Origin of the sequence: Sulfurospirillum sp. 1612, assembly GCF_036556685.1 — a bacterium.
Lineage (GTDB): Bacteria > Campylobacterota > Campylobacteria > Campylobacterales > Sulfurospirillaceae > JAADIZ01.
This window is the reverse complement of sequence record NZ_CP140614.1, coordinates 1,075,524-1,100,688: the sequence shown is the minus strand read 5'-3', so window position 1 is coordinate 1,100,688 and position 25,165 is coordinate 1,075,524. Positions and strand designations below refer to the sequence as shown.

Here is a 25,165-nt window from a genome sequence, read left to right as displayed (position 1 = left end):
GCTACCTGATTGATCGATAGTTTTTATTTTTTTTCAAAAATTCTGGTGTGAGCGCTTGGATATTCCAATACATTAGTGTACGAAAATAGCCATCTTTTTCAAATCGGCGCACCGAAGTTTGGACATTTTTGGTTTCTAAAAAGAAAAATCTGCCAAAGACTTGCATCTGTCTGATAAATTTCAAATCTTCAGAATAGTTCAACGCCTCATCAAATTTGATACTTTGAGCAATGTCAGTTTTGGCGATTTGCAAAGAGTAAGATGTCTTGCTTAGACGGTGTCCCAAATCATAAAATTTGAGCCACCATTTAGTGTACAAACGCGTGGAATCGTATGCTGAAATCTCACATGTTCCCACACTAAGATTGTCATCTTTGTGTTTGTTGAGATAGTGATTGAGATTGTGTAAAAATCCTGGCTTCAAAATAGTATCAGCATCCAAGAACACCACCCAGTCTGATCGCTCATCGACTTTGCTCAGACCAAGATTTTTGGCTTTGGAGACGCCTTTATGACTTTGTAAAACTTTGAGATTTGACATCTCTTCTTTGTACGTGTTTGCTACTTTGTAGGTGCAATCATCTGAGCCATTTTCTACGACGATGACTTCAAAATTTTCATATTCCATACGGGAGAGGTTCTCTAAGGTATGGATGATGTATTTTTCTTCATTATAAGCGGGAATGATAATAGAAAAAAAGTGCGTTTCAAGATACGATTGCATCATATTCTCGACGTATGCTAGCGCCTCTTTTGTCTTGGTGCGCACAGGGACTGGCGTCGTTTGAGGTAATTGTGAGACAAAACGGCTCAAATCAAAGCCATGATGTTCTTCGCCAATCACAAAATGCATTTTGCCCTGGTGAAATTCTGCGAGATACTCTTGTTCTGTTTGGTTGGGCGTAGGAAACAAAATCGCTTTTTTGCCTAATTCTGCCAAATCCATCACCGTAGTATATCCTGTGCGTGAGATGATGACTTTAGCCCGAGCAAAGAGCTCTTTTCGTATTTCGCTAGAGACGGAAGGGTAGATGGTGATGTTATATTCTGGCATATATGAAATCTCATCATGACTCGCATCTCCTAAGACGAAGATTTTCACGCCTGTGAGCTTTTTAGCCTGCTCCATAAGTACGGTAACAAAATGCTCTTTATGCTCCTGCAAATAGCCACTAATCACAAAAAGATAATCAATAGCTTCACGATTTTCATCACATATTTTTTCATCATGATAAGAAGAAAGCAATCCAATATAATCATGATGCAAATATTGTAGCATTTTGGTATGAGATAGCTTGCCAGCAAGCGAGTGGTCGAAATCTTGAAAATCAGGAATCAACAATCGATCAAATGTTCTAAAAGAGAGATAATTACCAAGATCACTTACAAAAGAAAAGAGCGACAACCCCGCTGGTGGAACAAATGAGATTTGATGACTAATCAAAAAAGAGGGAATCTGTGTCGAACAAATACCATAGCGTCCATCCGAGATGATAAAATCATACTCTTTTTCTATCGCTTTGGTTTGTTTTCGCTCCTGCTTGATGATACGACTCGTTTGTATCAAATCTAACACCAGATAGTAATAAAAGCGAATTCCCCTACCCCGCTCTAAATTAGGATAATCCACCATAGAGATAAAATGAATAGCACAGCCATCGAGCTCTTTTTTTAAAAAATTTAGCGCATTACCATAGGAAATAATCGTAATCTCATTGTTCTCTTTGAGATGGTGAATCAGAGCAAGTGTTCGAGTCGCATGCCCCAATCCCAGTGAACTGATTGCAAAAAGCAGTTTTTTATTGTAAAGTCTCATGATGCTTTTTATTTCTTTTGATATACCAAACACTCATGATAATCAAGACAAATGCCAAGACGGCCATCACCAGATGCAAATATTCTTTGATTAGGGCTTGATTTTGTCCGATAAAGTATCCTAATAAAACTAAAACAATCACCCATAATCCTGCTCCCAATGCTGTGAAAATTGTAAACAGTCGCAAATCCATCTTGCCCAAACCCGCAGGCAAAGAGATATATTGTCGTACACCTGGAATCAATCTCCCAATAAAAGTAGAGATGTGGCCGTGTTTGTAAAAATAATTTTCGATTGCCATCAATCTATTTTCATCCATAAAAAAGTATTTTCCAAATTTTAAAATTACCTTTCTACCAAATTTATAAGCCAACCAATAGTTAAATAAAGACCCTAATATCGCACCCAAGATGCCGCAAAAGAGTACCATCGTCAAACTCATCTCACCTTGTGATGCCAAATACCCTGCCGGAATCATCACCACTTCACTCGGAAAAGGAAAAAACGAACTCTCCAAAAACATCATGACAACAATCCCCATATAACCTAAAGTACCCACAGTACTAATAATCCAATTTACGATTTCACTTAGCAAGAAATTCCTTCTTTATAATTTTATGATACATTGTGATAATAACATGATTTAATTCTGACCATTGCGTTTGATATCGTAATACCAAAAAAGAAGCCAATCCTGCGACCATCACCGCCCCTATAATATCAAAAGGCCAGTGAACACCACAATAAATCCTCGCAACACCACAAAATAATCCCAATATAAAGGCAATTATACCCAATGTTCTTGTTGTTTTAAAAGCGGTGAGCGTCAATGCAATGCTTACGGTAAAGCTAACATGATCAGAAGGAAACGAAGAATCTGCACTATGAGACAAAAGAACATGTCCCAAATTTTCCATAAAAGGGCGCGGATGAAAGTAAAATAATCCAATGATTTGGTTGATTAAAACCCCGAGAATTGCAGCATATCCCGCAAACAATGCTAAATTTTTTCTTTTGCTAAACCATAAATAAAATAACATAACAATAAAAAGATAGGGCGTAACCGTGGCAACACTTTGCATAAGAAAATCAATCCAAGGGTAAACTCCCGCATAGGTATTGATATCTTGATACCAAAGTATGTTGAAGTGCTCCATATTTCGCTCCCTTATATTTTTAAAATTATAGGGAGCGAAAATGAAATATAAATGAAAATATTATAATTATTGTCTCAAACGTAGATGACAAGAGGCACATTGTCTCAGCATTTGATTATAATCTTCTAGCGCATCGGCTTGATTTTTATGATCAATCGACTCTTTCAGATCATTGGCATAAAGCGCAATCATCTTGGCAGATTTCTCTCCAAATTTGTAGGCATATTTTTGATGTGCGGGCAAGAAATCTTTGACTTCTTGGGTTTCTAATGTCTTGACTACTGTGAGAATTTTATCTGCACCTTCTTTGAAACAACTCCCATCAGGACAGCGATACAAAAAACCTTTTTGAATCATCTCCATACCTGAGGCCATCTTGTGCATATCATCAAGCCTTTGAACTTTGGTGTAATTAGCACCAAAAAGCGACAAAGAGCATGCGAGTGATAAACATAAAAGTATTGGTTTCATTTTTTTCCTTTAGTACTCTATAATGTCTTTTGAATATTCACTCAGCAACGTCACCGGAGCATGGATTTTGACGATTTTCTTCGCTTTTCTCCAATTGCCGTAAATCTGCTTGAATTCAGGTTTAAATGCTTTAAAATAATCATGAAAGCGATCTGGTCCCAACACACCAACCGCCCAAATCTGATCCTTATCATCCACATCCAATACAATATCTGCTAATCCCTGTGCTGCTGGTCCTGCCACATTTTTGCCACCATCCATTGGGTCAAAAACACTCAAATGAGAAGAACAAACAAAGACTCCGCCATGTGGATAAGCTGCTGTTTTAGCACCTCTTGGGAGATAGTTTAGAAAACTATCACTTGGCTTTGGGTGCGTCAATTGATGCTGACAGATTGCCGAAACTGCGACGATAGAGCCCTTTTTACCCACACCACCTTTAAAGAGATATTCCGTGCCATCTTCGGCATGCAACTTCACATTTTTGTGAGTTGGAACCCCTAAATCCACGAGTAACACAGGCGTACCCTTATAGGGATACATAAAGATATAGTTGGTCTCCTTTTTCAAAGATGATGCCAAAATCGGTTTGCCATCATCACCCACTAAGAGCACTTTTTCATACGTTTGGTACATCGATCCATCATCTGCATAGAGTTTCTGTGAAATCAGCGCAGGATTGATGGCGACCACTGTTGTAGCACTCAAAATTTTTAAAAAATTTCTTCTATCCATATAAAATCCATCAATAATTTGTGACCATAGCTTCTGAGACTATGGTCGTATTTTTCTAAGCGAACATGTCTCGATACATGCCACTGCCCCACTCAATCAAGCCTTTACCTGCATTGGTGCCACTTTTACCGTGCCAATCTTCCATCGTTGAGGCATGAAAAAATGCAAACGATTTGTTGGAATCGCTCCATTTATAATCCGCATTTACGAAAATCGCACGCATTGGATCAAGTGCCACAGCAGAGTAACAGGTCGTATGAGGAGATTTCCAGACATATTTTTTACCCAAGATACGATCACTAATACTACGCGCAACGATATGACCTTCTGAATTAGAGGTATTACCCGATTTACTAAAAGCCATCGGTCTAACATCACCCGAACAAAAGACATGCGGGTCACCAATCACTTGATAGGTAAATGGGTCAATATGGGCTTCGCCTTTATTGATAGCATCTTTTGCAACGCCTGCGATTTCTAAGAGTTTACTTCCTCTTACGCGTGGATAAAAAGAGGCATCGGCAAACTCAATTTCATCGCCAAATTCCGTCGTCACTTTTTTATTTTTCAAATCAAATGTTTCGATTTTGGTATCGGGCATATACTCTATATAATCTTTATACATTTCATTGAAAGCAGAATGAAAACCCTTTTTCTTGATGGTAATATCTGGATTTTCATCCATCAAAATCACTGTGCCTTCAATCTCATTTTTTTTCATATAATCAGCAATCAGACATGCACGCTCATAAGGAGCAGGCAAACAACGATAATTACCGCCTGGCACAGTCAAAATAAAATTGCCTTCTTCAAAGTTTTCAATCTTTTCTTTGATAGTGGCATGTTCACTGTGATTTTTATATCCAGCTGGATATTTGGTGCGCAGTTCGTATTCAAGGGCACTGTCACCTTTTGTCCATTGAGAGTAATCATAATCAATGCCCGGTGCCAAGACGAGATAATCATAACCGATATGCCCTTCATTGGTATAGACTTTACGCTCTTTTCTGTCAATATCAAACACTGTTGCATTAAAATAAGTATAGCCGTTGTTATTGGCAGCATCCAAGAAACTATGCGTCAAAAACTCTAATGTAACACCACCGACCAACCAAAGGTTACTAATCGGACACGAGATAAACGTCGTCCTTTGTTCTACCAAAACAACATCACTATCAGGGACATACTGCTTCAACCTTTTTGCCACAGACAATCCAGACCATCCACCCCCGACAATCACGATTCGTGCACCGGCTCCATTTTTTGGAAGCGTCGCAGCAGACCCGACAACTTTGACATCAGATAATACATTGGTGGTATCTGAAGCATAACCCGAAACACTAGCCGCTGCAACAGTTGCCCCAGCCAATTTTAATGCATCACGTCTATTCATTGATTCTCCTTTTTATATTGATATGTCAAAAATATGTCATTTGACACTGTATAAAATATAGTACGAAGATACTTAATTTTAAAATAGTTGTGACAATTAAATAATTATTTAATCTTAAATTTAATTTTATAATCATTATTAATAATTTGCTATGTGAACAATTAGCACTATATTACAAGGGTTTGCGGCTAAATCTACAGACTTTCATACAATAAATGAGCATCATGATAGTCATAAAACCTGTGTAAATTTGTAACGCAATGAGAGAGAAAATCGGCTTGAAAACTTAATATGCAAGCCGATTGTTGTAGTTTTTAGTTTATTTTAATTATTCATAGAGTCCAGAACTCAAATATCGTTCCCCCGTATCACAAAGGATTGTCACGATTATTTTGTCTTTATTTTCAGGTAAAGATGCAAGTTCTTGTGAGACAAAAATATTGGCTCCGGCACTAATACCTACCAATAATCCCTCTTCTTTTGCTACGGCTCGAGAAGCGGACACTGAATCTTCATAACTGGCTTTGATAACGCCATCATAAATTTTGGTATCAAGCACTTTAGGGACAAATCCTGCACCGATTCCTTGTATTTTGTGAGGACCGGCTTTCTCACCTGAGAGTACCGCTGAGACATCCGGTTCGACTGCATATACTTTGATATTCGGATTTTTCTTTTTCAATGCTTGTCCGACACCAGTAAGAGTACCACCGGTACCTACTGCTGCGATAAAGATATCGACTTTTCCATCAGTATCACGCCAAATTTCTTCTGCAGTGGTTTTTGCATGGATGGCAGGATTGGCTTCATTGGCAAATTGTTGTGGGATAAATGAATTTGGAGTAGATTGTGCAATCTCTTGCGCTTTATCGATGGCTCCTTGCATCCCAAATTTTGGCTCAGTCAAGACTAATTCTGCACCAAGTGCGGCGAGTAGTTTCCGTCGTTCCAAACTCATGGAACTTGGCATCGTCAAGATGAGTTTCAAGCCAAAGCTGGCGCACACAGAAGCCAACCCTATACCGGTGTTGCCACTTGTGGGTTCAATAATAATAGAATCTTTACTGATGCGCTTCTCATCCAATGCGGTTTTTATCATATTGTAAGCGATACGGTCTTTAACTGAGTGAGTTGGATTGAGAAATTCACATTTTCCTAGTATCGTCGCACCACTTTTTTGTGAGATTTGACCTAATTTTACTAAAGGGGTGTTACCGATTAATTCGGTGACATTTTGTGCATAATTCATGAGTATTTCCTTTATATAACATAATGTATTTGTCCTCTTAGAATCTCTTCGTATTCGCCGAGTTTTGAAAGAGGAATATTAAAAATATCTTCAAGCTTTTTGTTACTCTCATCATAAAACATTTTTAAAACAGGATTTTGAATATCCGAATCCACAACACTGAGATTACCCTCAAGGGCAATTAAGATATCTTTTATCATGATATCACTCGCACTGCGTGCTAAAAAATAACCCCCGTGTGCACCTCTGACACTAGTAATCAAGTCTGCCCTTTTGAGCACGACGAGGAGTTGTTCTAAATAATTTTGAGGGACGGATGCGCGCTCTGAAATATCTTTGATTTGCGTTGGTTTGTCTGATTCGATAAGCGACAATTCATACATAGCACTGAGCCCATACATCCCTTTGCTTGAAATAAGAGCCATAAGATTATCCTATGGCCTGTTTGAGATCAGCGATTAAATCCTCAGGACTCTCTAATCCAATACTTAATCGAATCAATCCTTGGCTAATGCCTGCTTTTTCCAACTCATCTGCTGGCACTTGCATGTGCGTGGTGCTCGCAGGATGGGTAATGATAGATTTGGTATCCCCGATATTGGCAACAACGGAGAAGATTTTGGTATTATCTAAGATGCTTTTTGCAAATTCTAATCCTTCTACTTCAAAACTCAATAATCCAGAAGTCAAGCCATCTTTAAAATATTTTTTGGCTTTCTCATGTTGTACATCTCCCTCTAATCCTGGATAATTGACGTTTTTGACTTTTGGATGTGATTTTAAAAATCTGGCCACTTCTAATGTATTGCGAGAATGTTGCTTGACTCGCACGCTCAAGGTTTCAAGTCCTTGGATTAATAACCATGAGTTAAATGGTGCGATGGTAGCACCAATATCACGAATCAACGAAAGCACGATTCTAAGTGTAAAAAGTGGTAATGGAATATCTGCATAAACCAAACCATGATAACTCTCATCTGGCTCATTAAATTGTGGATAACGCACATTTTTAATCAATTTTTCATTCAGATTATTTCGTGCAACAACCACACCTCCGATACTCAATCCTTGTCCTGAGATGTATTTGCTCGCACTGTGAATGATAACATCGACGCCATAATCAAACGGACGAAATAAAATCGGTGTTGCGACGGTATTATCACAGATGGTAACCACATTGTGTTGATTAGCAATGGCGACAATTTTCTCAATATTTGGAATAGCAATTTGTGGATTTGAGAGAGATTCAAAAAAGATCGCTTTGGTCTTCTCATCAATCAATGCTTCCAAATCATCAGCAGTATCACTATTAAAAACTTTCGCTTTGATACCAAATCGTTTGAGTGTATGCGTGATTAATGTCGTCGTACCGCCATAAACTTTCTCTGCCAAGATGACATTGTCACCAGCTTCTGCCAGATTGGCAATCGCAAAAAATGTAGCAGCTTGACCGCTAGCAATGGCTACGGCGGCTTCACCCCCTTCGATTGCAGCTATTCTTTTTTCAAAAATTTCTGTAGTTGGATTGTTTAGGCGTGTATAAATGGGTCCGAGTTCTTTTAAAGCAAAACGGTTTGCTGCGGTTTGAGCATTGCCAAAATCATAAGCGGATGTTTGATAAAGAGGCACAGCCATCGTACCAAAATCCCCTTTTTCGTAACCAAAATGCAATGCTAATGTTTCTTGTGTCATTTGAATTCCTTATAAATTAATGTAATATTTAAGGAATTATAAACTAAAAATGCATTAATGTCAAGTAACTTTATCGGAAAAGTATAAATTAAAAGATATCTTGGTAGAAATAGATGAGATTTTTTCCTTGTGCTTTTGCGTGATAGAGGGAATCATCAGCCTCTTTGATACGTTGATTGACTGTTTTGGAATTATTGTGAAATAGTGTCACTCCGATGCTAATACCGATATGAAAAGTCTGTGAGTCAAGATTCAAAGATGAAGAAATATTTAGTTTTATCTTCTGAGCAATGGCTTGCGCATTGAATTTTGCCTTTTCAAAGTTAGGAGGCAAACCTTCTAGTACAATCACAAACTCATCCCCACCTAATCGTGAGACAAGGTCTTGTTTGCGGACACTACGCTGCAATCTGTTGGCTACTTCTATGAGTATGGCATCGCCTATATCATGACCATATTTGTCATTGAGTTGTTTAAAATCATCTAAATCTAAAAATAAAATCGCGACATATTGGCTCTCATCAGAAAGGGTGATAAACAATCGCTCTAAATAAGCAGTCAAATATCTTCGATTTGACAAATTGGTCAGCGCATCGTGCATCGCATAATGTTCAAGGTTATTTTCAAGTTTCTTTCTTTGGCTAATATCTTGTTTCACTGCTACAAAATGATTAATCTCTTTTTCTGCATTTAAAATAGGTGTAATGGTCAATTCTTCATAATACAGTGTTCCATCTTTTCGCTTATTGATAAGCTCACCCCGCCACGGTTTTTTACTTAAAATCGTCTGCCACATGTGTTCATAAAACTCAGGCGTTTGTTTTCCAGAGTTTATAAAATCACTAGGATTTTTGCCCATGACATCTTCTGCTTTATATCCGGTGAGCTTTTCAAAGGCAGGATTGGCCCACTCTACGATGGCATCTTTATTTGTAATCACCACCGTACTCGCACTCACTTCCAAAGCACGCAACAATAAATCACTTTGCTCTTCAAGTTTGCGCTTTTCACTCATATCCTGGAATGAGGTCACAATCTGATGAATCGTACCATTTTTGTAAATGGGACGACTGGTCAATTGTACGGGAATAACTGCACCATTTTTACAGGTGAAATATTCGTGTTCGCTTGTCATGGCTTGATGTTCTAACACTCCTTTAAATATCGGGCACTCTTGTTGGGGTACATCATGATTTAGAGCGTGTGAGTGGAAAATATCATGAGCACTTTTGCCATACAACTCAGCTTCATCATAGCCTAAAATTTCACAAGCTACAGGATTAATATAGACAATATTGGCATCCAAATCCATCACATAGAGTCCCTCTCCTAAGCTATCATTGATCGATTTAAACCACTCTCTTTGATATTGTATCGTGGTATGGTTGCGCCGAATCACTATCAACAACAAAGTCATCAATAAAGCCACCAAGATAACACTAAAATACAACAAAGAGTAGATTTTTAAAATCACAGGAATATTGGCACTCTTTTTATATGCTATCAAGTATCCTTCAACTCCTCCGGTGATTCCGCGCATAGGGACAAAAGAGACATCATAAAAAGTAGTACCGATTTTTGAGAACACTCCAAAATGTTTTCCATCTGCCAAGGCTTGGTGTAAATTTTTATTTTGGTGCAATTGTTGATTGATTTTCTGTGTTAATTTAATCAGTTTTGTTGGTGCATCACGCGCACTATCTTGATAGTTTTCCAAAACAAAATCAGAATCGATTTGGGATAGGGTATAGTGATGTTTTTGTTCTTTGAATAATTTAGGCAATACGACATTTTTACTCAAGATAAAGCGGTATTCTCGACGGGGGTCTAACACATGCAAGGTATCTAATATTGCTTTTGTCGTGACACTAATCTCTACAGTTCCTAAATGTCGATGATTATAATTTAGAGGAAAGACATTGCGAAAACCTGAGACCACTCTCCCGGTTTCAAAGGCGGAGACATTTTGATTTTTTTGATTTGCAAACACCACAGTTTGGCGCAATTTTGATAGGTCATCACCATAATGCTCAGGTTTATGAAACCTCAAATAGCTCCTATTTTCAAGTGTAAAAAAATGAAGCTGACGTATGCCATTTTGTTGCAATTTCTGATACAAGGGTAACAATTTTTGATACAGTTTATAGCGCTCACTATGGCGTTGTTCACCACGAGCATCAAGCCCTTTTTCAAAAAGAGATAAAATGGTCTTGTTATTGATAGAGTTGGCAAAAATGTAATCAGCCAGTAGACTATATTTATCACGACTGGCCTTATAAGCAATCTCAAGTGTGATAATATTTTCATTAAAATAATCAGATTTTTTTTGGTTTTTATAGTAGTAGATGAAGTATAAAGCAAATAATGCAATCGCCCAAATCAAAATGATGAAAAATAAATAAAAACTATCTAATTTTGTAGATATATTTTTTCCAAGCATCCCTTCCCTCATCTTGCATTATATCTTTATATTGTAGCACAAAAAATTGAAAATGTCATAAATATGTGTTATTTTAAGTATTAATAAAAATGCATTGCGTATTTTTTACTTCTATTCTTGAGTGATTTACTTGAAAATAGCATCATCTGTCTAATATTTTCAGCCATAGGAAGACTTGAGTCAATGATGATGACATATTTACCATTTTTACCATCTAAAAGCGCACTTTTATTTAAAATTTTATTGAGATGGCGACTAATTCGGATGCACCCTTTGGAGACTTTATGTCCCAAAAGCATAGCATCAATCGGTGTGGTCGAATGAATCGCCAGATGCACTTCTCTCTTGAATTTTGATTGATACGCTATGGGAATCGTATAGGTACCAAGATAGTAAACACGATCGGATTTTTCTCCATATTTAAAGGCATTTTTACTCACAGCTCGCCAATCACCCCGTCGATATTTGGCTCGATTTATGATGCCAATAGGCGTCTCAAAGTAGCGGTTATTTCTACTGTTATAGCGAGGATTCCCGGTTGAGATTTTATCACTGCCGATGAACTCTATCGTATCAAGAGATTTTTGAAATGTAAAGATATAAGCTCGTTGTGTCTTTTTATCAACAATAAAAAGATACTCTCTATTTTTCAGCCAAATCAGACGATCAGCCAATAATGTCTGCACAAGCTCATGATAAAACGACAAGTTGCGTTTTGTTATATCTCGGTTATTGTAATTTTCAAATAAATCTTTTAATTTTTGGGCAGAGATATTTTTTTTGCCGATGGTTTTGAGGGCATCATCAAGCTGTGATATTTTGGCATACTGCACTTTTGAAATCAAATAGATATGATTTTTTTTGAATTTTAAGGCACGATGATTGAGCGCATTGATATAAGTTTTGGATTTTTTATTCCAGCGATATTTGCCAAGATTATCGATATTTTCTTTCACATAAATCGCGTCCATTCCTAAATACTGAGGTTGATACGCCACTGTCGTTTTAATCTTTGTGATTTTTTTATCTTCAATCAAAGGCTTCAAGATGGTATCTGGCAGGCGCACGGCTTCATGATAATTTTTTTTCATGCTATTGGTGTTATAAGCCCACAAGTTCTGTGAGAAAATTGAGATTATCACCATCAAACCAAAGTACCCTTTTGCGTGTTTCATCATAGGTTCATCCTAAATTAAAATTTTATATTTTTTTTCTACGTGCCACATTCTCTGTTTTTTGGCTAATTTGCTGATGCATCCAAATAACACAGAGGATAATAATCATAAAAAACAAACCATTAATAGCACCTAAACCAAAACCTAAGCCACCATCTTGTTGGGATTGAGAGAGATAATCACCCAATGAAGCACCAAAAGGTCGTGTCAAGATATAAGCCAGCCAAAATGCCAAAACAGCATTGAGCTTCAAGGCGTAATAAGCTACCGCCACCAATACAATCAAGCTACTAAATAACGATAATGCAACACCATAACCTTGCGATAGAGCTTCAGATATCAAATCACCAGCAGCAGTTCCTAGCGCAAATGCCATCAAAATCACTATCCAATAGTAGGCTTCACGAGAAGCAGTATCAATCGAGTGTATCGAAAGCGTTTTTTCTCTCTGATACCACAGCGTAAAGCCAATCAACATCGCCAAGGTAAATACAATCGTCAAAGTCTGTAAACTCGCAAGATGATTATCTGCCAACATATCGGTAATCAACGTACCCTCAACACTCATCAAGACAACAAGACTCCAATAAATCACCGGGACATATTGTTGGTATTTTTTAAACTGTAAAGAAAATAATCCACCCATCAGCACAGCGACAATCACTGCCATCAATGGCATCCCTAAACCCAGATTGACAAAAAAATCTGACGTGGTTTCGCCCACGGTTGTTGAAAGTGATTTTACCACCCAAAACAAAAAGGTCACCTCAGGAACCCGCAACAATTTTTTTCCAGTCGTTTCCAATGAAAACTCCTCATATGATTTTAGCATTTTTTTTGCTTGGCGATATTATAAGAGGTAAAAATGAAATCAGGATGAATGAGGCAATTATAAAAAGTAGCGCATCATAAAAGCACTTCGACAGTCGTACCAACCCCCTCTTTGGAAGTGATTTTGAGTGTGCCATCGTGAAGGTTGACGCAATTTTCTACAATAGAGAGCCCGATACCAAAACCATCGATACTTTTATTTCGTGATGCATCTACCCGAAAAAAACGATCGGTTATCTTGGCCAAAAATTTCTCAGCGATACCAATGCCCTCATCCTCAATCTTAAAATGCACCTGATTGTCTTGATAGATTGAGAGATGGATATTTTTATCACACGGTGTGTATTTAATCGCATTATCCAAGAGATTGGAAAATATACGCTCTATCAAGAGGGGATTGACAAGATAAGCCACAGGTTCCAAACGATCGAGATGAATTTTGATAGATTTTTTTGCGGCAATGGGGGCATATTTGTCGACGGTTTTGAGTAAAATCGCATCCAAATCACTCAAACGGTACGTTGTTTTAATATTTTTTTTTGAAAATTTAGTCAAAAAGAGTAAATCATCAATGATTCTTTGAATTTGATGGGCTGCATCGAAAATTGTATGCAATGTTTGTTGATAGTATTCAGACGTTCGCTTCTTTTTCAATGAGACTTCTATCTCTCCTTTGATCACCGTCAAGGGAGTTTTGAGCTCGTGTGAGACATCGCTGTTGAATCGATCAATCTTCTCAACACCTTCTTTGAGTCGATCGGTCATCGTATTGAAAGAATCCACGAGATCTTTGAGTTCGTGCTCTCCCTTTGGTAGAGGAATTTTCGTCGCAAAATTTGTCACGGAAACATTTTTCGCAATCTGCGTGACGCTGCGGATGGGAACTAAAACTTTTTCGATTAATTGATGGCCTAAAAATAACAAAACCAGTAATAAAATAGGATTGAGAACCAAAAGCGTATCGACGACATTTTCCGCCTTATCATCAATCTCTTTTTGATACAATAAGATATCACCTTCAAAAGGCTTTTGAAATTTGAAATCATAAATCACGCTCATATGTTCATCATCCGCAATACTAGTAAAAGGTTTTGTCGCATTGAGATAGGTATCAAAATGTTTCAAATGGAATTTTTTTGTTTGATTAACAATATCATCTCCTCGAACAATGGCAATTTGTAACGAATCATAGCGATCATCATCGATTATTTCCCCTTTTTTTAAATGTGGCAAAACCGTTTCATGAAGATAGCGTGCTTGATTATACAGTCGTGTTTCAAGTGAGAGATTGATACTTTTGTTATAAAAATAATAAAACGAAAAACTAAAGAGAATCAACAAAAGAGCCACGATGCTACCAAACCAGAGTAATACTCTTGTTTTAAGACTTTTAAATTTCAATTTTGTACCCCAACCCTCGGTAGCTTTTAATCAAATCTTTGCCGATTTTTTTACGCAAGTGATACACCGTCACTTGAATGACATTGCTATTGATATACTCTTCATCTCCCCAAAGACCACTCTCTATCATCGTATTAGAAACAATGGCATTTTTGTGTTTGATTAAAAAGAGCAGTAATTCATACTCTTTGGCTGTGAGTTCTAGCGTCTCATCCGCTTTTTTTACGATTTTCGCATTGAGATTGATAAGTAAATCTCCAATTTCAATCGTATTAGAGCCTTGTGTCACATCTCTTCGGTGTAATGCCTCAATTCTTGCTACTAGTTCTTCATAAGAAAAGGGTTTGGGCACGTAATCATCCGCACCACACCGCAGTCCATTGACGCGGTCTTTGATACCGTCTTTTGCCGTGAGCATGATGATGGGCGTCTTGATGTATTGAGCCCGTAGGGAGGCGATGATTTCCAGACCATCTTTGCCAGGGAGCATCCAATCGAGCACGATGATGTCATAAGCATGATGCATGGCCATATAAAGTCCCTCTTCTCCCTCTGTTGCACTCTCCACCAAATAGCCATCTTCGAGCAATCCCCGCTTTAAAAAAGCGAGGATTTGTGCGTCATCTTCAATAATCAGTAACTTCATAATCTAAATGCTTCCCACAAGATAGTCTCAGCTATCGTCGTGTTCATTTTCTTGATCATTACTTTCTTCATGATTATGATCCTTTTTATTGAATTGGTGTGCCAATATCTTGCCGTTACCGGCATCTATCAAGACATTGCTACGGCTATTATCTTGTGCTAATACTTCTACTGTATAGACCAAGTTTCCATCAATATTTTCTAGCTTTACGGTTGTAATCTTACCAGAAAATTTCGATTTTAGTGTCGGAATGATATCTGAGACACCAAGTTTGGCGTGTTGTTGCTCTTGCATTTCTGTGGTATCTTGCTTCAGTTGAATAGAGCTTTTCATACTCAAATCTTGAAAACTAACATCATGAGCCTCATGATCTCCTTCTGCCAAAGCAAAAGTAGCGATTAAACTAAGGGAGATAATACCCTTTACAAAACAATTGATAATATTCATCTATCACTCCTTCGATAATTTTTTCTTGGTGAAATTATAAAAAATGGAAATGAAAAGAGTATGAAAACGGAATACTTCTTGCTTTATTTTTTGAAATACAAAAGAGGATTGGGGTCAATGCAGATATTATGTTCTCGAAATTCTATATCAATTCACATCATAGAAGATACCAAAGCATTCTATTTTCTTCAAAATCTCGCGGAGAAAAAATTTGCAAAAACGATTGGTAAAAAATCTAAATTTATCATCTTTCAGCAAGCAGAAGAGCACGTCCAACGACGGTATTTTTTGAAATTGATTAGTAAAATGTATGCATCAAAAAACAAAAATTTCACAGACACCACACTGCAATCCATACAAAATTCTGTGGACAAAAACATCAAAATATCCTTAATTAAAGCCAATCAAATATCCCAATGTATCAATATCTCGATGGTGTTTGAGGAAGATTTTCGTGTCAAATTTGTTTTTGATACCGCTCCTTTGCTACTCATTAATTACTTAAAAATCTATTTCAAAGATCATGCCACAGAGTACTCTTATCATGATAAAACACTCACCATCTCACCGTTGGCTTCAAAAACTGCACGCTTGTTGAGTAATTTACTCGAACAAAAAGAGTTATTAGGCGCTTTTGTTACTTTTAAATATGATAAAAAACGATACAGTGCTTATCAAAAATTTCTAGAAAACAAATCCTACCAAGATGTCATACAAGATTCTCTACATCAGTTTTTAGAAGAGCATTATAGAGTCTTAGGATGTGTGAGAACCGATAGTTTCAAAGTAGTCAGAGCACATTATTTAAAATTAGCCAAGAAGTATCATCCTGATAGATTTGAATCAACCAGCCGCTTTTTGAATAAATACTATACGAAAAAATTCTATCATATTCAACATGCTTACAATATCATCAAACTGCATCATGATCATGAAAAAAAGAGTCTTTTTGTGGCGTAATTACAGGCATTTTAACGCATAAAGTTTTTTGCGCTCCGATGAGCCTGCGATATTGAATTGTTGGCGATATTTTGTGATGGTACGTCGCACGATTTTGATGCCAAACTTTTTTTCTATCGCTTCTAAGAGTTTCATATCGCTGAGTGGTTTTTTACGATCTTCATATTTGACCAGTTCGCACATATAATCTTTGATTGCACTGTTGGAGAGGTTTTCTTCAACGGCTGTGGCAAAGAAGTGTTTTAAAGGAATAACACCCCGGTCACAAGAGATATATTTACCCGATATCGCGCGCGAGATTGTCGATTGATTTCGCCCTAATTCCACAGCGAGGTCTTTGAGTTTCATCGGTTTGATGGCAGAACCAAAGAAAAAGTCATATTGATACTCTACAATCAACAGCCCAATCTTATAAAGCGTTGCTTTGCGCATCTCTAAAGCATCAATCAAATCTTTGGCTTCTTTGATTTTTTTGGAGACAAATTCTTCTTTATCATCAAGTCCTGTTGTGTCTAGTAATATATCAGGATAATAGGCATCATTTAATCGCACTTCAATATTACCGTCGGTATTGAAAATAAAAATATCAGGGATAATAAGGGTATTTTCTTCCATAAAATCAATAGCCGGAGGATTTTTGAATTTTTTCAAAATTTTTAGCGCATTATTGAAATTGGGGTCTGAAGCAAAAGACTCAACGGCTTCAAAATTCTCCATAATCTTACAAACAAGCTTGTAGGTCGCATCTTCGACTTCCAACTCTTCAAGTTGAAATAAGAAAGATTCTTTAAAATCCAAAGCTCCCACGCCTGATGGTGAGAGATACGCAAACCTTTTGCGTATTTTGTCAACAGTAGCGATATCACAATGATTTTTTTCAGCTATTTGCCTTTGCATCGTGACATCAAAATATCCCTCATGATCAATATTTTCTAAAATATCATACGCAATATTTTGAGAGATTTGTGTCGGGAAAAGCGGTGGATTAATTTGTTCATAAAGCACCTCATATAAGGACTTTTTATCAACACTTAATGCCTCTATAATAGTAGAAACTGAATCCTTTGAAACTTGTTCAAAAAAACTTTTTTTCTGATATTGCGGGGCGACTTTTTCTTGGCCTGCTTTGACTTCAATAAAAGGATTTTCTTGAACGAAGGGCTCAAGCGTCTCTTGTAGTGATTCAAGATCTGATTGTAAAATTGGCAACCAACTCCTAAGAGTAGATGAGAGTTTTTGTTTGGTGGCAAGCTCTGTGTTTACTCTTAATTTCACGGTGATTTACCTTTTTAAAATTTAAAATCTTCTCCAAGATAATGCGTCTTGACCAATTTGTCATTGGCGACATCTTCGGCATTACCACTAGCTAATAACTGTCCATCCTTCATGACATAAGCTCGGTTACAAATACCCAATGTCTCTCGAACATTATGATCGGTAATCAAGACACCAATATTGAATTTCACAAGATCACGTACAATCGCCTGAATATCCGCCACTGCGATGGGATCTACTCCGGCAAATGGTTCATCTAAAAGTAGGAATTTTGGTTGATTGGCCAAAGATCGTGCGATTTCACAGCGACGTCGTTCTCCCCCGCTGAGGCTGATTCCTTTGCGGTTTCGAATGGGTTCAATATTCAAAAGTTCTAACAGTTTTTCTACGCGTGATTCCATCTCTTCTTGATTATCATAAACAATTTCTGAAGCCAACATGAGATTCTCTTCTACGCTTAATTCTTTGAAAATACTCGACTCTTGAGGCAAGTATCCAATGCCCTCTTTAGAGCGTTTGTGCATTGACATTTTGGTAATATTGATATTATCAAGATAAATATCACCGCTATCGGGTTTGATGATGCCGCATATCATATAAAACATGGTGGTTTTACCAGCACCATTGGGTCCTAAAAGCCCTACAATTTCTCCACTTTTAACTTCAAGTGAAACTTCATTGATAATTTTTGTATTTTTGATAGACTTCATCAGCTTGTCGGCTTTTAGTGTATGCACGTATAATTCCTTGTATCTTTGTCATGTTTTGTTATTGTAATGCGAGCATAATCTAGTAAATAACGCTCTAAAATCTGCTCCAATTCGGCATCTCCCCATTCAATCAGATGCCACCCCTCTTTATCGAGTTCTTCTAATAACCCCTGCGCAATAAAAGCAGCGGTGCCATTTTGATAAATATCATAATGAAACAGTCGGTTTTCATATTCATTTTGAACTGAAAATGTCGGCGATGTCACACACGCCTTAATACCAATATGTTGTGCAAATTTTTGTACAAAAGTCGTTTTGCCACTAGCGAGGTCTCCTTGCAATAAAATGATACGACAATCGCCTAAAAAAGTGCGTACTTCATCGATAAAATCATCCAAAGTATTCAAAGAGCAAATGGCGTGTATCTGACTCATATCGTATTGGAAACTTTTATAATTTCTTCGAGTTTTTTGAAAGCCTTATGGCTATCAATAGAATCTCTTGCCATCTCGATACCCTCTTGTATGTCTCGTGCTTTGTCATCCACCACAAGCGCCATCGCGGTATTGAGTAGTACGATATCACGTTTTGGGCCGTTCTCTTCGCCTTTTAAAATGTTATAAGTAATTTGGGCATTATCTTTCGCACTGCCTCCGACAATTGATTCGCGAGGGGCTAACTTGATGCCATACTCTTGTGGATCAATGATAAAATCCTTCGTACGATTATCTTTGAGCATGGTCGCATAGGTAATATCTGAGATACTAATCTCATCCATCTTATCACGACTACTAATCGCTACCGCACTGGTTGTATCTAGCATACTAAGTCCTACGATAATGCGATTGAGAAAGGCATCACTAAAGACACCGATAAGATATTTTTTAGCGCCGGCTGGATTTGTTAGGGGTCCTAGGATATTAAAAATGCTTCGATGTTCGATACTTCTACGAAGGGGCATGATGTATTTCATCGCAGGATGATGATTGATTGCAAATAAAAATGCAAACCCGCACTCACTCAACATTTTCGTCTGTTTTTGGGTATCAAGGTCTAGATTGATGCCAATGGCTTCAAGCATATCAGCACTTCCTGATTTACTGGTAATCGCACGATTACCGTGTTTGGCAACAAAACATCCAAATGTCGGCAGTAACAGTGAAACCGTACTGGAGATGTTAAAGCTATTACTCTTATCACCACCAGTACCGACAATATCGATTAGTTTATCACGCAATGCTTCGGGGAGAATCAGCTTGATTGAATGTTCACGCATGACCTCAGTGGCCGCAGCAATCTCTTCGGCTGTCTCCCCTCTTTTGTAAATATCAATCAAATAGGCTCTTGCTTCATCAAAACCCATTTCATTGGTAAATATTTTTTGAAAATTTTCTTTTGGTACTTCAAACATATTGCTATCCTTTACTCACGTCTCTAAAATTCTAATTTAATATTTTAACATACTCACTTTGAGCACTTTTGGGAATGGTCTTGGTCTGTGGTATCTGTAACACTTCATATCGCACGATTTTATCGAGATATTTTACACTAATAATATCCCCCACTTTTGTCATTTTAGCAGGTTTCACTACCGTGTCATTGATGCTCACGACGCCACTTTTACACATATCCTCAGAGATTGATCGTCTTTTCGTAATATTCACACTGTTTAAAAATTTATCTATTCTCAATGTATAAGCCTTACCAATTAATCTACGAAATTGTATCAAAACAAATTTTAAATTATCATTGTATGGAACGATTTTTGCTATTGTGAAGACTTTGCAAAATCATTATCTCTTCATTTTCTAAGCTCTATTTTTAATATTTTTCGATAAAATACTTTCCTTAATGGCATTAGCCTTGACAAAAGGAGAAACAATTATGAAAAAAAATGTAAAAAAAGTCGTTTTAGCGTATTCTGGAGGATTGGATACGAGTATTATCTTAAAATGGCTACAAGATGAATTTAACTGTGAAGTCGTCACATTCACAGCAGATATCGGACAAGGAGAAGAGTTAGAGCCTGCTAGAAAAAAGGCACTTCAACTCGGTATTAAACCTGAAAATATTTTTATCGAAGATTTAAAAGAAGAGTTTGTAAGAGATTATGTTTTTCCTATGTTTAGAGCCAATACAATTTATGAGGGTGAGTATCTATTAGGTACCTCAATCGCAAGACCTTTGATTGCAAAAAGACAAGCTGAGATTGCCGCCTTAACAGGTGCTGATGCCGTCAGTCATGGGGCAACGGGAAAAGGCAACGATCAAATCAGATTTGAATTGGGATATTTGAGTATGAACTCAGATCTTACGATTATTGCACCATGGAGAGAGTGGGATCTTAATTCACGAGAAAAACTCATGGCTTATGCACAAAAAAATGGTATTACTATTGAGAAAAAAGGCAATAAATCTCCTTATTCTATGGATGCAAACTTACTTCACATCTCGTATGAAGGTTTGATACTAGAAGATCCAAATGCCAAACCAGACGATGATATGTGGCGCTGGACCTGCAGTCCACAAGAGGCTCCTAATGAGAGTGAAACCATAGAAATAGAATATGAAAAAGGGGACCCTGTCGCACTCAATGGCAAAAGATTAAGCCCTGCTACGATGTTAAAAACGCTCAACGACCTCGGCGGCAAACATGGTATCGGCAGAATTGACATTGTTGAAAACCGTTTTGTCGGTATGAAAAGTCGTGGCTGTTATGAGACACCCGGTGGTACGATTATGCTCAAAGCACATCGCGCTATAGAGAGTATTACCCTAGACAAAGAAGCAGCGCACTTCAAAGATGAATTAATGCCACGTTATGCGACGACGATTTATAATGGATTTTGGTTTGCACCTGAGCGCGAGATGATGCAAGCGGCGATTGATAAATCACAAGAAAATGTCAATGGAACAGTCCGACTCGAACTCTACAAAGGCAATGTGACCGTAGTGGGTAGAAGTTCAGAAAAAAATAATCTCTTTAATGAAGAGTTTTGTACGTTTGAAGCCGATGAAGTATACAACCAAAAAGATGCAGGCGGATTTATCAAGCTCAATGCACTACGATTTATCATCAGTGGCAAAAATAAAAAAGCTCATGAAAAACGATAAACTTGAAGCCATAAAAACGCGTGTTTTTTCTTCTGCAAATGCAAGCAGTGCGGACTTGGAAGCATTGCTTGCATCACGCGCAAATAAAGAGATTGATTTTCACTTAATTGATATTAGAGAAATCCTAGAATATACGGACCAGAGTATTGTCGGTACGGATTATTTATTTCCCACAACATTGTTGCATGTTCACATTGAGACATTAGAAACGTTGAAACATGACCCGATTATTTTGTATTGTCGTACCGGCAATCGAACCGGTCATGTACTGGCAATCTTGAAGCAACAGATGGGATTTACCAAGATTGCCCATCTAACAGATGGCATTGTGGCGTATCGCGGAGAAAAGTGTAGCCACGCAAAAATTCCCAATAAATTATAATAACAAGGAGCGACTGATATGAAAGTATTATTAATTAAAGATGTTAAATCCCTCGGAAAAAAAGGGGAGATTAAAGAAGTCAAAGATGGTTATGGAAGAAACTTTTTAATCGGCAAAGGTTTGGCACTTCATGCTACCAATGAAGTACTTAGAAAATATGAAGCCGACCAAAAAAGAAAGGCTGAAGCCGAAGCTGAAGAGATTGAAACATTGACCAAATTAAAAGAAGATTTGGCCAATAAAAAACTTGTTATTACACGCAAGTTAGGAGCCAATGGCAGTCTTTTTGGTGCCGTCACAAAAGATGAAATCTCTCAAGAACTTTTCAGTCAACACCAAGTCAAAATTGACAAAAAACAGATAGAAATGGATAAAGCCATCAAAACAACGGGAGATTTTACAATTTCTGCAAAATTAGGTCATGGTATCCATGCAGATTTGACCTTAGAAATCATCGGGGAGTAAGCAAATAAAATGTTTGAAGCCACAACAATATTAGCATGCCGTGGAGACAAGAAAGCCGTCATCGGCGGAGACGGACAAGTCACATTTGGCAATAGTGTCCTAAAGAGTAATGCCACCAAAATCAGAAAATTATATAATGGAAAAATCCTTGCTGGATTTGCCGGAAGTACCGCTGATGCCTTTAATCTCTTTGATATGTTTGAAGGAATTTTGGAACAAAAAAAAGGGGATTTATACAAATCTGTCATAGAATTTTCAAAAGAGTGGCGCAAAGATAAGATGCTACGCCGTCTTGAAGCGATGATGATCGTACTCAACACCAAACATATTTTTATATTAAGCGGCACCGGCGATGTCGTCGAACCAGAAGATGGTAAAATCGCAGCGATTGGCAGTGGTGGAAACTTTGCCATTTCAGCAGCGCGTGCACTCGATCGTCACGCCCATCTTGATGAAGAAACACTGGTCAAAGAGAGCCTAAATATCGCAGGAGAACTTTGTATCTACACCAATAACAATATTAAATTATTTTCACTTGAGGACAAATAGAGATGAATTTAAAACCAAAAGAGATTGTAGAGTATCTTAATGAGTATATTATCGGTCAATTTGAAGCCAAAAAATCAATAGCCGTAGCATTGAGAAATCGATACAGACGATTAAAACTTGAAAAAGATATGCAAGAAGAAGTCATGCCTAAGAACATCCTCATGATAGGATCAACCGGGGTAGGAAAGACAGAAATCGCAAGACGCATGGCTAAGATGATGGGCGTTCCGTTTATCAAAGTCGAAGCGAGCAAATACACAGAAGTGGGTTTTGTCGGAAGAGATGTGGAATCTATGGTAAGAGACTTGATGGTCGCTTCATTTAATTTGGTTCGAGCACAGCACCGAGAAAAGAATAAAGATACCATCATGACACATGTCGAAAAAGAGATTATAGAAAAACTATTGCCACCTTTACCTAAAGGTGCGAGTGAAGAAAAAAAGCATGATTATCAACGCAGTTATGAAAAAATGCGCCAAAAATTCAGAGATAATGAATTGGACGATTTGGAAATTGAAATTGAAATTTCAAATGCCAATAGCGATATGTCAGACTCATCATTGCCACCAGAAATTGTCAAAGTTCAAGAATCTTTTATAAAAATACTCGGTTCAAATCAAAAAAACATCAAAAAAACTATCAAAGTCAAAGATGCTAAAGAGGCATTGAAAAATGAAGTCAGTGAAAAACTTCTCGATAATGAAGCCATTAAAAACGAAGCCAAAGACCGAGCAGAAAACGGTGGTATTATCTTTATAGATGAAATCGATAAAGTTGCGGTCAGTTCACACTCTTCTAATCGAAGCGACCCAAGCAAAGAAGGCGTTCAGCGCGATCTATTGCCAATCGTAGAAGGTAGCGATGTGAATACAAAATATGGTATTATCAAAACCGATCATATCCTATTTATTGCAGCGGGTGCTTTTCATCTAAGCAAACCGAGTGATTTGATTCCAGAACTCCAAGGAAGATTTCCATTGCGCGTAGAGCTGAGTTCGCTGAGTGAAACGATTCTTTACAAGATATTAACCCAACCAAAAAATTCACTTTTAAAACAATATCAAGCACTCTTAAAAACTGAAGATGTTGATTTGGTCTTTGAAGATGATGCCATCAAAGCCATCGCAAAAATTTCACAAATCACTAACGAAAAGACCGAAGACATTGGAGCACGAAGACTCCATACTGTCATAGAAAAAGTCTTAGAAGATATTAGCTATAGCGCAGATGAATTTGCAGGACAGCAAGTTCGTGTCACAAAAGAATTAATTCATGAAAAACTCGATGATATTGTTGAAGACGAAGATAGCAGTAGGTACATATTATAATGGCTGATAATATTGTAGAAACGAAGTCCGGCTTCGTTTCGGTCATTGGGAGACCCAATGCAGGAAAAAGTTCACTCCTTAATTGGCTTGTGAACGAAAAAATTGCTATGGTCTCTCACAAGGCCAATGCCACAAGAAGGCGTTCTAAAATTATTGCGATGCATCATGATACTCAGATTATCTTTGTGGATACGCCAGGTTTACATGAGCGTGAGAGGCTCCTCAACCAATTCATGCTTGATGAAGCGCTCAAAGCCATGGGAGATTGTGATTTAATTTTGTTTTTATCCCCAATCACAGATAAATTAGACTATTATCTTGATTTCTTAGAAAAAAACAAAAAAAATAGACCCCATATCGTCCTGCTTACCAAAACTGACAATGTCAGCAATGAAAAAATCTTGGCAAAATTACAAGAATTTAGTCGCTATCAAGACAAATTTCTAGCCATCATGCCAGTCTCAATCAAAAGAGGCACAAAAAAAGAGTATTTATTGGAAGAGATTTCCAAATATTTACCCGTACATCCCTACCTATATGACCCTGAGATTTTAACGACTGAAAACATCAGAGATATTTATAAAGAATACATTCGAGAATCGATTTTTAACAATACTAGTGAAGAAATTCCTTATTTTGCCGATGTAGTCATTGATAAAATTGAAGAGAAAGATGATATTGAGGTTGTACATGCGAGTATTATCGTAGAGAAAAAGAGTCAAAAAGGCGTACTGATAGGAAAAGACGGTCAAACGCTCAAACGAATCGGAAGTAGCGCTCGTAATGAGATTAAAGCCCTATCCAACAAAAACGTTTTTTTGAAACTTTTCGTCACCGTAAAGCCCGGATGGAGCCAAAATAGAGAGATTTTGAAAAAATTAGGCTATGATTTTGAATAAATCTTAGATTTTATGGTACAATTAAAATAT

General features: G+C 37.4%; 27 protein-coding genes. 7 read left to right on the top strand and 20 right to left on the bottom strand.

Annotated elements, in window-relative coordinates:
* Window position 1 precedes the first annotated feature (1 nt).
* The 15 genes from SFB89_RS05445 to SFB89_RS05375 form a co-directional block, all read right to left on the bottom strand.
* Window positions 2-1,816: a glycosyltransferase gene (locus SFB89_RS05445; protein WP_331775937.1), complete on the bottom strand. Its 1,815-nt coding sequence runs from the start codon at window positions 1,814-1,816 to the stop codon at window positions 2-4.
* Entirely contained in the window at window positions 1,800-2,411 is a 612-nt protein-coding gene (locus SFB89_RS05440; RefSeq protein ID WP_331775936.1) for a DedA family protein, read from the bottom strand. The genes SFB89_RS05445 and SFB89_RS05440 overlap by 17 nt, the downstream gene beginning before the upstream one ends.
* The gene (locus SFB89_RS05435; RefSeq protein WP_331775935.1) at window positions 2,401-2,973 is read right to left on the bottom strand and encodes an undecaprenyl-diphosphatase; all 573 of its coding nucleotides are present in this window, start codon (window positions 2,971-2,973) and stop codon (window positions 2,401-2,403) included. Before SFB89_RS05435 ends, SFB89_RS05440 begins: the two co-directional genes overlap by 11 nt.
* A gap of 66 nt (window positions 2,974-3,039) precedes the next feature.
* Complete coding sequence (locus SFB89_RS05430; RefSeq protein ID WP_331775934.1) at window positions 3,040-3,444, bottom strand: hypothetical protein; 405 nt, start codon at window positions 3,442-3,444, stop codon at window positions 3,040-3,042.
* A gap of 9 nt (window positions 3,445-3,453) precedes the next feature.
* The gene (locus tag SFB89_RS05425) at window positions 3,454-4,179 is read right to left on the bottom strand and encodes a sulfur oxidation protein (protein ID WP_331775933.1); all 726 of its coding nucleotides are present in this window, start codon (window positions 4,177-4,179) and stop codon (window positions 3,454-3,456) included.
* Window positions 4,180-4,234: 55 nt separating this feature from the next.
* Window positions 4,235-5,572 (bottom strand): FAD-dependent oxidoreductase, encoded by a 1,338-nt coding sequence (locus tag SFB89_RS05420; protein WP_331775932.1) that lies wholly within the window; start codon window positions 5,570-5,572, stop codon window positions 4,235-4,237.
* Between the two features lie 328 nt (window positions 5,573-5,900).
* Window positions 5,901-6,821 carry a cysteine synthase A gene (cysK, locus tag SFB89_RS05415; RefSeq protein WP_331775931.1) on the bottom strand — a complete coding sequence of 307 codons (921 nt, stop codon included), beginning with the start codon at window positions 6,819-6,821 and terminating at the stop codon, window positions 5,901-5,903.
* An 11-nt stretch (window positions 6,822-6,832) separates the two neighbouring features.
* A complete protein-coding gene (locus SFB89_RS05410; RefSeq protein ID WP_331775930.1) occupies window positions 6,833-7,246 on the bottom strand; it encodes an RrF2 family transcriptional regulator in 414 nt (137 codons plus the stop codon).
* 4 nt (window positions 7,247-7,250) lie between these two features.
* On the bottom strand, window positions 7,251-8,513 hold the full coding sequence (locus tag SFB89_RS05405) for an O-acetylhomoserine aminocarboxypropyltransferase/cysteine synthase family protein (protein WP_331775929.1): 1,263 nt from the start codon (window positions 8,511-8,513) through the stop codon (window positions 7,251-7,253).
* A gap of 88 nt (window positions 8,514-8,601) precedes the next feature.
* Window positions 8,602-10,953 carry a sensor domain-containing diguanylate cyclase gene (locus SFB89_RS05400; RefSeq protein ID WP_331775928.1) on the bottom strand — a complete coding sequence of 784 codons (2,352 nt, stop codon included), beginning with the start codon at window positions 10,951-10,953 and terminating at the stop codon, window positions 8,602-8,604.
* An 80-nt stretch (window positions 10,954-11,033) separates the two neighbouring features.
* A complete protein-coding gene (locus SFB89_RS05395; protein ID WP_331775927.1) occupies window positions 11,034-12,131 on the bottom strand; it encodes a L,D-transpeptidase in 1,098 nt (365 codons plus the stop codon).
* Between the two features lie 22 nt (window positions 12,132-12,153).
* A complete protein-coding gene (locus tag SFB89_RS05390; RefSeq protein WP_331775926.1) occupies window positions 12,154-12,933 on the bottom strand; it encodes a COG4705 family protein in 780 nt (259 codons plus the stop codon).
* Between the two features lie 101 nt (window positions 12,934-13,034).
* A complete protein-coding gene (locus SFB89_RS05385; protein WP_331775925.1) occupies window positions 13,035-14,360 on the bottom strand; it encodes a HAMP domain-containing sensor histidine kinase in 1,326 nt (441 codons plus the stop codon).
* A complete protein-coding gene (locus tag SFB89_RS05380; protein WP_331775924.1) occupies window positions 14,350-15,006 on the bottom strand; it encodes a response regulator transcription factor in 657 nt (218 codons plus the stop codon). Before SFB89_RS05380 ends, SFB89_RS05385 begins: the two co-directional genes overlap by 11 nt.
* Window positions 15,007-15,033: 27 nt before the next feature.
* Window positions 15,034-15,453 (bottom strand): PepSY domain-containing protein, encoded by a 420-nt coding sequence (locus SFB89_RS05375; RefSeq protein WP_331775923.1) that lies wholly within the window; start codon window positions 15,451-15,453, stop codon window positions 15,034-15,036.
* Window positions 15,454-15,570: 117 nt separating this feature from the next.
* Between SFB89_RS05375 and SFB89_RS05370 the strand changes: the two genes are divergently transcribed.
* Window positions 15,571-16,413, top strand: coding sequence for a J domain-containing protein (locus SFB89_RS05370; protein ID WP_331775922.1), 843 nt, complete (start codon window positions 15,571-15,573; stop codon window positions 16,411-16,413).
* Here the strand turns inward: SFB89_RS05370 and SFB89_RS05365 are convergent, their stop codons facing one another.
* The 5 genes from SFB89_RS05365 to SFB89_RS05345 are packed head-to-tail and all read right to left on the bottom strand — an operon-like array spanning window position 16,414 to window position 20,089.
* A complete protein-coding gene (locus tag SFB89_RS05365; protein ID WP_331775921.1) occupies window positions 16,414-17,688 on the bottom strand; it encodes an RNA polymerase factor sigma-54 in 1,275 nt (424 codons plus the stop codon).
* Between the two features lie 14 nt (window positions 17,689-17,702).
* Window positions 17,703-18,425, bottom strand: coding sequence for an LPS export ABC transporter ATP-binding protein (gene lptB / locus SFB89_RS05360; protein WP_331775920.1), 723 nt, complete (start codon window positions 18,423-18,425; stop codon window positions 17,703-17,705).
* On the bottom strand, window positions 18,413-18,832 hold the full coding sequence (gene tsaE, locus SFB89_RS05355; RefSeq protein ID WP_331775919.1) for a tRNA (adenosine(37)-N6)-threonylcarbamoyltransferase complex ATPase subunit type 1 TsaE: 420 nt from the start codon (window positions 18,830-18,832) through the stop codon (window positions 18,413-18,415). The genes lptB and tsaE overlap by 13 nt, the downstream gene beginning before the upstream one ends.
* The gene (gene trpD / locus SFB89_RS05350; RefSeq protein WP_331775918.1) at window positions 18,829-19,809 is read right to left on the bottom strand and encodes an anthranilate phosphoribosyltransferase; all 981 of its coding nucleotides are present in this window, start codon (window positions 19,807-19,809) and stop codon (window positions 18,829-18,831) included. Before trpD ends, tsaE begins: the two co-directional genes overlap by 4 nt.
* A 31-nt stretch (window positions 19,810-19,840) precedes the next feature.
* A complete protein-coding gene (locus tag SFB89_RS05345; RefSeq protein ID WP_331775917.1) occupies window positions 19,841-20,089 on the bottom strand; it encodes an RNA-binding S4 domain-containing protein in 249 nt (82 codons plus the stop codon).
* Window positions 20,090-20,282: 193 nt separating this feature from the next.
* Between SFB89_RS05345 and SFB89_RS05340 the strand changes: the two genes are divergently transcribed.
* Genes SFB89_RS05340 through era form a run of 6 tightly spaced genes read left to right on the top strand, consistent with a single transcriptional unit; the run spans window position 20,283 to window position 25,135 of the window.
* Entirely contained in the window at window positions 20,283-21,512 is a 1,230-nt protein-coding gene (locus SFB89_RS05340) for an argininosuccinate synthase (protein WP_331775916.1), read from the top strand.
* Complete coding sequence (locus tag SFB89_RS05335; RefSeq protein ID WP_331775915.1) at window positions 21,499-21,894, top strand: rhodanese-like domain-containing protein; 396 nt, start codon at window positions 21,499-21,501, stop codon at window positions 21,892-21,894. The genes SFB89_RS05340 and SFB89_RS05335 overlap by 14 nt, the downstream gene beginning before the upstream one ends.
* 18 nt (window positions 21,895-21,912) lie before the next feature.
* Complete coding sequence (gene rplI / locus SFB89_RS05330) at window positions 21,913-22,359, top strand: 50S ribosomal protein L9 (protein WP_331775914.1); 447 nt, start codon at window positions 21,913-21,915, stop codon at window positions 22,357-22,359.
* 9 nt (window positions 22,360-22,368) lie between these two features.
* Window positions 22,369-22,908, top strand: coding sequence for an ATP-dependent protease subunit HslV (hslV, locus tag SFB89_RS05325; protein ID WP_331775913.1), 540 nt, complete (start codon window positions 22,369-22,371; stop codon window positions 22,906-22,908).
* A 2-nt stretch (window positions 22,909-22,910) separates the two neighbouring features.
* Window positions 22,911-24,236 carry an HslU--HslV peptidase ATPase subunit gene (hslU, locus tag SFB89_RS05320; protein ID WP_331775912.1) on the top strand — a complete coding sequence of 442 codons (1,326 nt, stop codon included), beginning with the start codon at window positions 22,911-22,913 and terminating at the stop codon, window positions 24,234-24,236.
* Entirely contained in the window at window positions 24,236-25,135 is a 900-nt protein-coding gene (gene era / locus SFB89_RS05315) for a GTPase Era (protein ID WP_331775911.1), read from the top strand. Before hslU ends, era begins: the two co-directional genes overlap by 1 nt.
* Window positions 25,136-25,165 lie beyond the last annotated feature (30 nt).